The sequence below is a fragment of the Microbacterium sp. AC035 genome, from assembly GCF_979258485.1.
On sequence record NZ_OZ409858.1, the window covers coordinates 13,023 to 24,637 of the forward strand.

13 protein-coding genes are annotated in these 11,615 nt (G+C 68.0%); 9 read left to right on the plus strand and 4 right to left on the minus strand.

Annotated features, from left to right (window positions below; genetic code table 11):
• Positions 1–27 precede the first annotated feature (27 nt).
• The 8 genes from ACZ0AA_RS00065 (at position 28) to ACZ0AA_RS00100 (ending at position 8,107) form a co-directional block, all read left to right on the plus strand.
• Positions 28–891, plus strand: a complete 864-nt coding sequence (locus tag ACZ0AA_RS00065; RefSeq protein ID WP_400861827.1) for a ketose-bisphosphate aldolase — start codon at positions 28–30, stop codon at positions 889–891.
• Between the two features lie 30 nt (positions 892–921).
• Entirely contained in the window at positions 922–2,118 is a 1,197-nt protein-coding gene (locus ACZ0AA_RS00070) for an ADP-dependent glucokinase/phosphofructokinase (RefSeq protein WP_463511795.1), read from the plus strand.
• Positions 2,115–3,092 carry a class I mannose-6-phosphate isomerase gene (locus ACZ0AA_RS00075; RefSeq protein ID WP_463511796.1) on the plus strand — a complete coding sequence of 326 codons (978 nt, stop codon included), beginning with the start codon at positions 2,115–2,117 and terminating at the stop codon, positions 3,090–3,092. The genes ACZ0AA_RS00070 and ACZ0AA_RS00075 overlap by 4 nt, the downstream gene beginning before the upstream one ends.
• Positions 3,093–3,133: 41 nt before the next feature.
• Complete coding sequence (locus ACZ0AA_RS00080; protein WP_311260306.1) at positions 3,134–3,604, plus strand: DUF3817 domain-containing protein; 471 nt, start codon at positions 3,134–3,136, stop codon at positions 3,602–3,604.
• Positions 3,601–5,187 (plus strand): glutamine-hydrolyzing GMP synthase, encoded by a 1,587-nt coding sequence (gene guaA / locus ACZ0AA_RS00085; RefSeq protein WP_400861821.1) that lies wholly within the window; start codon positions 3,601–3,603, stop codon positions 5,185–5,187. Before ACZ0AA_RS00080 ends, guaA begins: the two co-directional genes overlap by 4 nt.
• Positions 5,188–5,334: 147 nt before the next feature.
• On the plus strand, positions 5,335–6,273 hold the full coding sequence (locus ACZ0AA_RS00090; protein WP_463511797.1) for an L-lactate dehydrogenase: 939 nt from the start codon (positions 5,335–5,337) through the stop codon (positions 6,271–6,273).
• 114 nt (positions 6,274–6,387) lie between these two features.
• Positions 6,388–6,816, plus strand: a complete 429-nt coding sequence (locus ACZ0AA_RS00095) for a YciI family protein (protein WP_400861818.1) — start codon at positions 6,388–6,390, stop codon at positions 6,814–6,816.
• A gap of 1 nt (position 6,817) precedes the next feature.
• A complete protein-coding gene (locus ACZ0AA_RS00100; protein ID WP_463511798.1) occupies positions 6,818–8,107 on the plus strand; it encodes an RNA polymerase sigma factor in 1,290 nt (429 codons plus the stop codon).
• A gap of 78 nt (positions 8,108–8,185) precedes the next feature.
• Here the strand turns inward: ACZ0AA_RS00100 and ACZ0AA_RS00105 are convergent, their stop codons facing one another.
• Together ACZ0AA_RS00105 and ACZ0AA_RS00110 are read right to left on the minus strand one after the other, a co-directional pair.
• On the minus strand, positions 8,186–8,458 hold the full coding sequence (locus ACZ0AA_RS00105; RefSeq protein ID WP_042539239.1) for a GlsB/YeaQ/YmgE family stress response membrane protein: 273 nt from the start codon (positions 8,456–8,458) through the stop codon (positions 8,186–8,188).
• Positions 8,459–8,618: 160 nt separating this feature from the next.
• Positions 8,619–9,545 (minus strand): Bax inhibitor-1/YccA family protein, encoded by a 927-nt coding sequence (locus ACZ0AA_RS00110; RefSeq protein WP_463511799.1) that lies wholly within the window; start codon positions 9,543–9,545, stop codon positions 8,619–8,621.
• A gap of 87 nt (positions 9,546–9,632) precedes the next feature.
• Between ACZ0AA_RS00110 and ACZ0AA_RS00115 the strand changes: the two genes are divergently transcribed.
• Positions 9,633–10,619 carry a glycerophosphodiester phosphodiesterase family protein gene (locus tag ACZ0AA_RS00115; protein ID WP_400861813.1) on the plus strand — a complete coding sequence of 329 codons (987 nt, stop codon included), beginning with the start codon at positions 9,633–9,635 and terminating at the stop codon, positions 10,617–10,619.
• A gap of 33 nt (positions 10,620–10,652) precedes the next feature.
• Here ACZ0AA_RS00115 and ACZ0AA_RS00120 read toward each other — a convergent pair whose 3' ends face one another.
• Positions 10,653–11,114: a hemerythrin domain-containing protein gene (locus ACZ0AA_RS00120; protein ID WP_463511800.1), complete on the minus strand. Its 462-nt coding sequence runs from the start codon at positions 11,112–11,114 to the stop codon at positions 10,653–10,655.
• A 28-nt stretch (positions 11,115–11,142) separates the two neighbouring features.
• Positions 11,143–11,538: a YccF domain-containing protein gene (locus ACZ0AA_RS00125; protein WP_056311882.1), complete on the minus strand. Its 396-nt coding sequence runs from the start codon at positions 11,536–11,538 to the stop codon at positions 11,143–11,145.
• Between the last annotated feature and the right edge of the window lie 77 nt (positions 11,539–11,615).

Here is an 11,615-nt window from a genome sequence, read left to right on the forward strand (position 1 = left end):
CGACCACCACGAAACAGGAGAAAACACGTGCTCTACACCGGCAAATCCATCCTCGATGTCGCCAACGAGAACAACTTCGCCATCCCGGCGTTCAACATCAGCGACTGGGCGATGTTCAACGGAATCATGGACATCAGCGAGCAGAAGGCCGCTCCGGTCATCATCGCGATCCACCCCGACGAGGTCTCGCACATCACCACCGACCTCATTCCGGCGATGCACGCGCGAGCCCACCGGTCGAGCGTGCCGGTCGCCATCCACTGGGACCACGGCGGAAGCTACGAGCAGATCATCGCGGCCATCAAGGCCGGCTTCACCTCGGTCATGATCGACGCCTCCCTGCTGCCGTTCGACGAGAACGTCGCGCTGACCCGCAAAGTCGTCGACGCGGCGCACGCCGTCGGCATCCAGGTCGAGGGAGAGCTCGGCACCATCGGCGCGAACGACAGCTACGGAGAGTCGGGCGCCGCCGAGATCATCTACACGAACCCGGCAGACGCGGTGCGCTTCGTCGAGGAGACGGGCGTCGACAGCCTCGCGATCGCGATCGGCACCTCGCACGGCCTGTACCCGAGCGACAAGAACCCCGAGCTGCGCCACGACCTGCTCGAACAGATCAAGGCCGCTGTCGGGATCCCGCTCGTGCTGCACGGCGGCTCCTCGAACCCGGATGCCGAGCTGCGCCGCGCTGTGGAGCTGGGCGTCAACAAGATCAACATCTCCAGCGACATCAAGGTCTCGTACCACAACCGCATGCGCGAGATCCTCGGCACCGATCAGCGTCTGCGCGAGCCGAATGCGATCCAGCCGGCGGCGCTCGAGGCCATGAAGGCCACGGCTGCTGAGAAGATCGACCTGTTCGGCGCGGACGGCAAGGCCTCGCTGTACTGAACCTCGAACCTCGGAAGGATGATCGGCGACGTGGACAGAAAGCTCGTGCTCGGACTCGGCGGAACCGTCGACTACGAGCTCACGTGGGATTCGTCGGTGTTCGACAGGCTGGCGAACGCGCACGGTGTGCGACGACACGAGCTGACGACCACGGCGCCGATCACCGACGAACGCTCGCTGCTGGTGGCGGTGCTCGCGTTCGTCGCCTCGGGCACCGGGGCGGAGCGGTTCGTCGCCTCGTCCGAGGTGATCGAGGACTTCGTATCGCACTTCGACTACGCGATCACGCTCGGCGGCACCGGGGTGCGGGCGGGGCTCGTGCTCGACGCCCTCGGCATCCCGAGCGTGCAGCACCTGGTGAGCATCGACGAGAATGTCCGTCGGCTGTTGCCCGACACGATCTCGTACATCTGCTCGGCGACCGAGGACACCCTCGACCCGCACCTGATCGTGCAGTACCCGGTCGGCGCGCACGTGCGCCTCACGGACGGCGACGTGCTGTCGCCCGCGCCCAACCGGCTGATCTTCGCGAACGACCCGCCCAACCGGCGGATGCTGCTCTCGGCCGAGCTGCCGGCATCGCTGTCGGACGCCGGGGTGTTCCTCGTCTCGGGCTTCAACACGATGCAGGACCACGACCTGCTCGAGCAGCGGCTCATCGAGGTGCAGCGGGCGATGCAGAGCCTCCCGGATGATGCGCTCGTCTACTACGAGGACGCGGGCTTCTACACGAGGGGCTTCGCCGAGACCGTGCGAGACCGACTGCTGCCGCAGATCGACGTCTACGGCATGAACGAGGATGAGCTGCAGGAGTACCTCGGCCGGTCCGTGAACCTGCTCGACCAGTCCGACGTCGTCCGCGCCCTGCGCGAGGTGCAGATGATCATCCCCGCTCGCGCGCTCGTGGTGCACACCCGCTACTGGGCGATCGCCACCGGACCGGATGCCGTTCGACACCGTGCGGCGCTCGACAGTGCGGTGCGCGTCGCCGCCACCCGCTACCGCGTGGGTGACGGGCTGCGCGCGAGTGATGTCGAGGAGACCTCCGCCCTCGCCCGCCACGGGGGAGGGCGGGCGCTCGTCGCCGCCGTCGAGGACGCGCTGCCGGACGCCGTGGGCGTCGCCGCGTTCTCACTCGATGTCGCTTCGCCGACGACGGTCGGTCTCGGAGACACGTTCGTCGGGGGATTTCTCGCCGGAGTCGTGCGATCGAAGGAGACAGAGTGAATCCGATCCTGCTGCCGTCCAATCGACCCGCCGAGCGCTTCTACCGCGGCGGAGCGCGCATCAGCGAGTTCCGAGGCGAAGCCGTCGCCGCGCCCCGGGAGCCCGAGGACTGGATCGGCTCCACGACCACCGTCAACGGCGAGCGAGCGCTGGGCCTCACGATGCTCCCGGACGGACGGGTGCTGCGTGACGCGATCGAGCGGGATCCGGTCGCCTGGCTGGGCGACGAGCATGTCGCGCGGTGGGGCGCGGACACGCGACTGCTGGTGAAGCTGCTGGATGCCGGGCAGCGGCTGCCCGTGCACGCGCACCCGCACGACGACTTCGCGGCGGCGCATCTCGGTCGCGCGCACGGCAAGGCCGAGGCCTGGTACATCCTCGAGGGCGGCACGGTGCACATCGGCCTGCGACAGGATGTCGAGGCGGCCGATCTGGCCGCGCTCGTCGAGCGGCAGGACGCCACGACGCTGCTCGGTCTGCTGCATGAGGTCGAGGTCGCCACGGGAGATGTGGTGTGGGTGCCCCCGGGCGAGCTGCACGCGATCGGCGCCGGCGTACTGCTGCTCGAGCTGCAGCAGCCGGAAGACCTGTCGATCCTTCTCGAGTGGGGAGACTTCGCGATCGACGGCGCAGCGGTCGGCCATCTCGGCCTCGGCTTCGATCTCGCGCTCGCCGCGGTCACCATGACCGCGCGATCGGCCGCAGACCTCGCCGCGCTGATCTCCGCCGCCCCCGAGTCCGGCTCCGCCTTCCCCGAGGCTGCCGACGAGTACTTCCGAATCGAACGGGTTCCCGTGCGCGGAGCCGCGACCGTCGATCAGGGATTCTCGATCGTGATCGTGAAAGAAGGCGACGTCGAGATCGGCGCGCGGCGACTTCGCAGCGGCTCGACCCTGCTCGTGCCCGACGCGGCCGGAGCGCTCGACGCGACAGGCACGGGCGAGCTGCTCGTGGCGCGCCCGCCGGCGCCCTGAAGCCGGAATCGACGCGGATTCTGCCCGGGTAGACTGAAGTCATGCCCGAACCGAAAGTCGCCAGCTTTCCGGCGATCCGTGGTGCGCTGAAGTTCTACCAGATCGCGTCGATCATCACCGGAGTCATGCTGCTCCTCCTGGTCGCCGAGATGGTGCTGAAGTACACGCCGATCCGACTCGAGCTCTTCGCAGGGGGATCCGGCGGTCTGCTGTGGTTCGCACCCGTGGTCGAGGGGCCCGAAGGCCTCGAATCGACCGGCGACGGACTCAACATCTCGCTCTTCATCCTCGTCGCGCACGGCTGGTTCTACGTCGTCTACCTCTTCGCGTGCTTCCGGATGTGGAGCCTGATGCGCTGGCCTTTCCTGCGCTTCATCCTGCTCGCGCTCGGCGGCGTGATCCCGCTGCTGTCGTTCTTCATGGAGGCCATCGTCGCGCGCGACGTCAAGGCCTACCTCGCTTCGAGGGAGGCCGCCTCGGCCCCCGCCCCTGCCACGGAAGGTGTCCGGTGACCGAACAGTCCGAGACCCAGCAGCGCCCCACGCTCGTCGTCGATTTCGGCGCGCAGTACGCGCAGCTGATCGCCCGCCGGGTTCGTGAGGCCGGCGTCTACAGCGAGATCGTGCCGCACACCGCCACGGCCGCCGAGATCGCCGAGAAGAACCCGGTCGCGATCATCCTCTCGGGCGGTCCGTCGTCGGTGTACGAGGAGGGCGCTCCGCGCCTCGACCCCGCTGTCTTCGACCTCGGCGTGCCGACGCTCGGCATCTGCTACGGCTTCCAGTACATGGCGCAGACCCTCGGCGGCGAGGTCGCGAACACCGGCCTCCGCGAGTACGGCGCGACGGATGCCGTCATCTCGGGTGACGGCGGCATGCTGCTCGGCGGCCAGCCGGCCGAGCAGAACGTGTGGATGAGTCACGGCGACCAGGTCGCCAAGGCTCCCGAGGGCTTCGACGTGCTCGCCACGACCGATGCCACGAAGGTCGCGGCTTTCGCGAACGAGGAGCGCGGCTTCTACGGCGTGCAGTGGCACCCCGAGGTCAAGCACTCCGACCACGGTCAGCGCGTGATCGAGAACTTCCTGCACAAGGGCGCGGGGCTCGCCTCCGACTGGAACAGCGGCAACGTGATCGCCGAGCAGGTCGAGCGCATCCGCGAGCAGGTGGGTGACGCACGCGTCATCTCGGCGCTCTCCGGCGGCGTCGATTCGGCGGTCTCGACCGCCCTGGTGCACAAGGCGATCGGCGACCAGCTGACGGCGGTCTTCGTCGACCACGGCCTCCTCCGCAAGGGCGAGCGAGAGCAGGTCGAGAAGGACTACGTCGAGTCCACCGGAGTCCGTCTGATCACGGTCGACGCGGCAGACGTCTTCCTCGGTCACCTGGCGGGCGTCACCGACCCCGAAGAGAAGCGCAAGATCATCGGTCGCGAGTTCATCCGCGCCTTCGAGAAGGTGCAGCTCGACCTCGTCGCCGAGGCCAAGGCCTCGGGCGGCGCCCCGGTCAAGTTCCTCGTGCAGGGAACGCTCTACCCCGACGTCGTCGAGTCCGGTGGCGGTGCCGGCACCGCCAACATCAAGTCGCACCACAACGTCGGCGGGTTGCCTGACGACCTCGACTTCGAGCTCATCGAGCCGCTGCGCGCCCTGTTCAAGGACGAGGTTCGTGCGATCGGCCGGGAGCTCGGCATCCCCGAGGCGATCGTCGGCCGCCAGCCGTTCCCCGGACCCGGCCTCGGCATCCGCATCATCGGCGAGGTCACCCAGGATCGCCTCGAGATCCTGCGCGAGGCCGATGCGATCGCTCGCGAGGAGCTCACCAAGGCCGGGCTCGACCAGGACATCTGGCAGTGCCCCGTCGTGCTCCTCGCCGATGTGCGCTCGGTGGGCGTGCAGGGCGACGGACGCACCTACGGACACCCGATCGTGCTGCGCCCCGTGTCGAGCGAGGACGCCATGACCGCCGACTGGACGCGTCTGCCGTACGACGTGCTCTCGAAGATCTCCAACCGCATCACCAACGGCGTGCGCGACGTCAACCGCGTGGTGCTCGACGTGACGTCGAAGCCGCCGGGAACCATCGAGTGGGAGTGACGCAGGAGCTCCCACTCGCATAGGCACCGGTGGCACTCGACCGCGCCAGCGGGCGAGTGGGAGTAAGCGCTCCCGCGCAGATGAGGTGAACGGGCACGGACCATCGCGGTCCGTGCCCGTTCGCGGTATTTCGGGCAGGATGAGCCTATGACCAAGGCGCGGACGAAGATCACGGTTATCGGTGCGGGCAGCGTGGGGGTGAGCGTGGCGTATGCGGCGCTGATCCGGGGGAGTGCGGCGGAAGTCGCGCTCTACGACATCGCCACCGACAAGGTGGATGCCGAGGTGCTCGACCTCGCGCACGGCACCCAGTTCACCTCCGCGGCGGTGAGTGGAGGCTCCGACCTCGCGGTCGTCGAAGGCAGCGACGTGATCGTGGTGACCGCAGGCGCCAAGCAGCAGCCGGGGCAGACCCGCATGGAGCTCTCGGGCATCAACGCGCGGCTGCTTCAGAAGCTCATGCCGCAGCTCGTCGAGCGCGCGCCGGATGCGGTGTTCATCATCGTCACCAACCCTGCCGATGTCATGACCGTCGTCGCGCAGCGCGTCTCGGACCTTCCACCGCATCGGGTGTTCGGATCCGGCACAGTGCTCGACACCTCGCGGCTGCGTTGGCGTCTCGCGCACCGGGCGAACGTGAGCACCGCGAGCGTGCACGCAGACATCGTGGGCGAGCACGGCGACACGGAGTTCCCGCTCTGGTCGAACGCGACGATCGGATCCGTGCCGATCCTCGACTGGCCTGCCGATGAGCCGTTCACGGCCGAGGAGCTCGACCGGATCGCGATCGAGGTGCGTGACGCGGCCTACGCCGTCATCCGGGGCAAGGGAGCCACCAACCTCGCGATCGGCGTCAGCTGTGCGCGCATCGCCGAGGCGGTGCTGCACGACGAGCGCGCGGTGCTTCCGGTCGCGACGGTGCTCGACGGCGAGTACGGGCTGCACGGCGTCGCGCTGTCGGTGCCGTCGGTGGTGGGGGCTGCGGGTGCGGTGCCACTGGCCGAGACGCCGATGGACGAGCGTGAGCTGAGCCTGCTGCGGGCCTCAGCCGACGCCATCCGGGCAGCGATCGACGAGCTCGGCTGACCTTTCCGCAAAGAATTTCACGAATATTCGTCGAGCGTGTCGATCTGAGGCATCCTCGTTCGACGTCTTCAATGAGAGGGTCGACAGGCGGCCCCACCCACCAAGGAGAACACCATGAAGTACATGCTGATCATGCGCTCGAACGACGAAGCGGTCGAAGCGTACAAGGAGATGCCGTTCGAGCAGGTCATCGAGGCCATGGGCAAGTACAACGAGTCGATGATCAAGGCGGGTGTGCTGGCTGCCGGTGAGGGCCTCAGCGACGCCGCCGAGGGCTTCGTGGTCGATTTCAGCGCCGAGACGCCGCTCATCACCGACGGCCCTTACGGAGAGACCAAGGAGCTGTTCAACGGCTTCTGGATCCTCGAGGTGTCCAGTCGAGAAGAGGCGGCCGAGTGGGCGAGCCGTGCACCGCTCGGGCGCGGTTCCTTTCTCGAGGTGCGGCGCGTGACCGACGAGTCCGACTTCCCCGCCGACAACGAGTGGATCGAGAAGGAGAAGGGCTGGCGCGAAGAGGAAGAGGCGCGTCGCGCCCAGCAGTGAGATGACCGGCTCTCCCCACAACGAGGCGGCTCGCTCCGCACCTGACGAGGGTGCGCGGCGAGCCGTCGCCGCCGTGTGGCGCATCGAGTCGGCGAAGATCGTCGCGACGCTCACGCGCGTGGTCGGCGACTTCGGACTCGCAGAGGACCTCGCGCAGGAGGCCCTGTTGGATGCTCTGCAGCAGTGGCCCGTCGATGGCGTGCCGCGCAACGGTGCCGCGTGGCTCACGGCAGTCGCGAAGCGAAAGGCGATCGATGGCTGGCGCCGTCGTGAGCGATGGGACGACCGCATGGCTGTGATCGCCCACGACCTGGAGCGTGAGCAGGCCGAGGCGGAAGGCGCGCCCCCGTGGGATCCCGATGCCGTCGACGACGACGTGCTCCGACTGATCTTCATCTCGTGCCACCCCGTGCTGTCACGAGAGGCGCAGGTCGCGCTGACTCTCCGCGTGGTGGGCGGCCTGTCGAGCGAGGAGATCGCCCGGGCCTTCCTCGTGCCGACGGCGACCGTGCAGCAGCGCATCGTGCGGGCCAAGAAGACCCTCGCCGCGGCGAACGTCCCCTTCGAGATGCCACCGCGCGAAGAGCACACGGCAAGGCTGGGAGCGGTCCTGGGCGTGCTGTATCTGATCTTCAACGAAGGCCACGCGGCCAGCAGCGGGCCCGACTGGATGCGCCCAGAGCTGAGCCTCGAGGCTGTCCGGCTCGCGCGCGTGCTCGCGGCGCTCATGCCCCGCGAGCGCGACGCGCACAGTCTCGTCGCCCTCATGGAGCTGACTGCCGCGCGATTCCCCGCCCGGGTGGATGTGCACGGCGACCCGGTGCTGCTCGCCGATCAGGACCGCCGTCGCTGGGATCGCGGCCGCATCGCCCGCGGGCGTGCGGCGCTGGGTGCCGCAGATGCCCTCGGCACAGGTCGTGGCCCCTACGGTCTGCAAGCCGCCATCGCCGAGTGCCATGCGGTCGCCCCATCGATAGACGACACCGACTGGGACCGCATCGTCGTGCTGTACGAGGCGCTCGGCCGCATCGCGCCGTCGCCGGTGGTCGAGCTCAATCGAGCGGCGGCTGTCGCGATGGCGACCGGGCCGGCATCGGCCCTGCAGATCATCGACCGGCTCGCCTCCTCGGGTGCCCTCGCCGGATACCACCTGCTCCCCGCCACGCGGGCGGAGCTGCTGCTGCGGCTCGGACGTGACGAGGAGGCGCGCAGCGAGTTCGCCGTGGCAGCGTCGCTCGCGGGCAACGATCGAGAACGTGCGCTGCTGCGGGCCAAGGCCGACGAGCGCTGAGCGCGCCGCCCGCATGCAGAGAACCGCCCTCTGCTCCAGCGATGCCGGGGGAGAGGGCGGTTCAGGTACTGCGGTATGTCAGCTGCGGGCCTTGCTGCCGCGGTTGACGACCAGGCCGTAGATCAGCAGCACGATGATCGAGCCGCCGATGGCGAGGAGCCAGGTGCCGAGGTCCCAGAACTCGGTCAGAGGACGGTTCAGGATCAGGCTTCCGAGCCATCCGCCGAGGAAGGCGCCGACGACACCGAGCAGCAGCGTGATCAGCCATCCGCCGCCCTGCTTTCCGGGCAGGATCAGCTTCGCGATTGCTCCGGCGATGAGGCCGAGAAGAAGGAATCCGAGAAAGCTCATGTTCAGCTCCTTTGTTTCGTGAGCCCCGGGGTGCCAGGGCTCGTAGGATCCATCGTGCCCTCTCAGCTGATTATCAGCCAACCCCTTGCGCTGATGCCTCCAGATGTGCAAAGAGGCCCGCCTCCCAGGGGAGACGGGCCTCTTGACGAACCGGTTCGCGTCAGTTGTTGCCGCGAGCGATCGCGATGATGCGCAGGATCTCGACGTAGAGCCAGACGACCGTGACCATGATGCCGAAAGCGCCGAGCCAGCCGTACTTGCGGGGAGCGCCGTTGCGCACGCCCTGCTGGATCTGGTCGAAGTCGAGCACCAGCGAGTATGCGGCCATGATGACCACGAGGACGCCGATGATGAGGCCCCAGGGAAGACCGAACAGCGGGCTCGGCGAACCGTGAAGGCCGAACGGGTCGGTGACGACCCCGGTCCACATCAGGACGACGTTGAGGAGCGAGAAGACGAGGTAGCCGGCCATGGCGATCATGAAGACCTTGGTGGCCTTCTTGGAGGCGCGGATCTTGCCGCTTGCGAACAGAGCCAGGGTGACCCCGACGACCGCGACGGTGGCGAGGGTGGCCTGCATGACGATGCCGGGCCAGATGACCTCGAAGAACGCCGAGATGCCACCGATGAAGAGACCCTCGAATGCGGCGTAGGCGAAGATCAGCGCGGGACGCACCTTCTTGCGAGAGGTGAAGGTGATCACCATGGCGAGCACGAAGCCACCCAGTGCGCCGACGATCCACGGCAGCATGTTCGGCTGGAACTGGTTGTAGGGGTTCTGTTCCGGAGCGGCGACGCCGCCGAGAGTCACGAACCAGCCGACGGCTGCGGTGACGAGCAGGATGGCGAAGAGTCCGGCGGTCTTCCAGACGGTGTCCTCGACGGACATGCGGTCGGTCTCGATCGCGCCGGCGGGGGGAGCGGCGTACATGCCCTCCAGCTGCGCGTTCGCGGCGGCATCCATCGTGCCGTGCTGGAACGACGCGGCCTGTGCACCCTGAGCGCCCTGCGGCGCACCCGGGTAGGTCGCGACGTTGCGCGGGTCCTGCTGCTGGAACGCCGGGTTGTTGAAGGCGAAGTTGCTCATGTGGGCCTCACTCCAAAGTGGGTTGTAGGTCGCTTTCCTCCACGATACCCGGAATGCCGGGCCATCAGGGTGTCCTACGCTGAGAGCGTGCCCAGGAAATCGCCTCTCGTGATCGGGCACCGCGGTGCGCCCGGTTACCGTCCGGAACACAGTCGCTCGTCATACGAGCTCGCTCTCGCGATGGGGGTGGATGCGGTCGAACCCGACGTCGTGGCGACGAAGGACGGCGTGCTCATCGTGCGGCACGAGAACGAGATCTCGGGCACGACGGATGTGGCGGAGCACTCGGAGTTCGCGGACCGCAAGACGACCAAGCGCGTCGACGGCCAGGCGCTGACCGGCTGGTTCACCGAGGACTTCACGTGGGACGAGCTGTCGACGCTGCGCAGTCGAGAACGGCTGCCGGAGGTGCGGCTGTCGAGCGCGACCTTCGACGGCTCCCAGGCCATCCTGCGGCTCACTGACGTGCTGGACATCGTGCGTGCCGGTTCGGTCGAGCACGGGCGCGAGATCGGTGTCGTGCTCGAGGTCAAGCACGCCACGTACTTCGCGAGCATCGGCCTCGATCTGGCGCCGCTGATCGAGCGCGACCTGCGTGCTGCCGGGTGGGCGGACGGCGAGCTGCCGCTGATCATCGAGTGCTTCGAGTCGACGATTCTGGGCGAGCTCAGGGCGCGGGGTATCTCCGCCTCGTACATCTACCTGATCGAGGCGTCTGGGCGCCCGTACGACCTTCTGGTCGCGCAGGGCAAGCATGCGCTGACCTACAAGGCCACGGTCACCCCGCAGGGCCTCGACGGGCTCGTCGGTCAGGTCGACGGCATCAGCGTGAACAAGCGGATGCTGCTCGCGGCCGGCAACTCGATCGTCGCCGACGCGCATGCCCGAGGCCTCAAGGTCTTCACGTGGACCGTCCGCCCCGAGAACGCGTTCCTTTCGGCGGAGTTCCGCGGCGCGGGCGGCAAGAGTGCGTATGGCGACTACGAGGCGGAGTGGGGCGTGATCGCTCGGACGGGCGTCGATGGGGTCTTCGTCGACCATCCCGATCTCGGCGTCCGCTTCTTCCGCAGCTGACGGTCGGCGGCTGGCGGCCGGCAAGTGGTCGACTCAGAGCGGGCCCAGCACGTCCGGCACGCGTCGATCGAGATGCAGGGCGCGCAGCGGTGCGATGATCTCCCGCTCCTCGAAGCGGAAGTGCGACTCCATGATCGCTCCGATCCCGTCGAGATGGCGCTCGATGGCGTCGGTGCTCTCGCCGCCCTCGACGGCCGTGCGCAGCCCGCCGAGCAGGTGGGCCAGCATCGAGTGGTCCTGCATGAGCTTGTCGATGACCTCGCCCAGTTCGGGGTGCTCCTCACGGAGCGCGGGGAAGAGCGCGCGGTCCTCGCTCAGGTGATGTCCGTCGAGAGCGGAGCAGAAGCCGATGCAGAACAGTGCGAGCTCGCGCGCGGCATCCGGCGTAGCTGTGTCGTTCTGCAGCGCTGTCCGGGTGGCCTCGAGAGCCGCGCGGAGTCGGGTGTGGGCCCGGCGGAGTTCTTCATCCCAGGCGATCAGGCGATCGGCATCCATCCCGGCCAGTCTAGAACCGGCGTCGGTGTCAGAGCGTGCGGTCGAACGCGCCCTTGCGCGACACGATCTCCTTGCCGAGCGGCATCAGCGACACGGGCACCATCTTGAAGTCGGCGATGCCCATCGGGATGCCGATGATCGTGATGCACAGGGCGAGGCCCGAGACGATGTGGCCGATCGCCAGCCACCAGCCGGCGAGGATCACCCAGAGCACGTTCCCGAGAAAAGATCCGACGCCGGAGGTCGGCTTGCTGACGATCTCCCGTCCGAACGGCCAGATCGCGTAGCGGGCGATGCGGAACGAGGCGATGGCCCAGGGGATGGTCACGATCGGGATGCACAGCAGGATGCCCGCCAGCATGTAGCCGAGGAACAGGGCGAGTCCGGCGAAGATGAGCCAGATGATGTTGAGGATCGTGCGCACGGGTCGATTCTCGCATCGGCGGCTGGGTGTCTGCCGGTTCGCTGCTGCCTCTCGAGGCCCACGGTGCGGCGACCGGC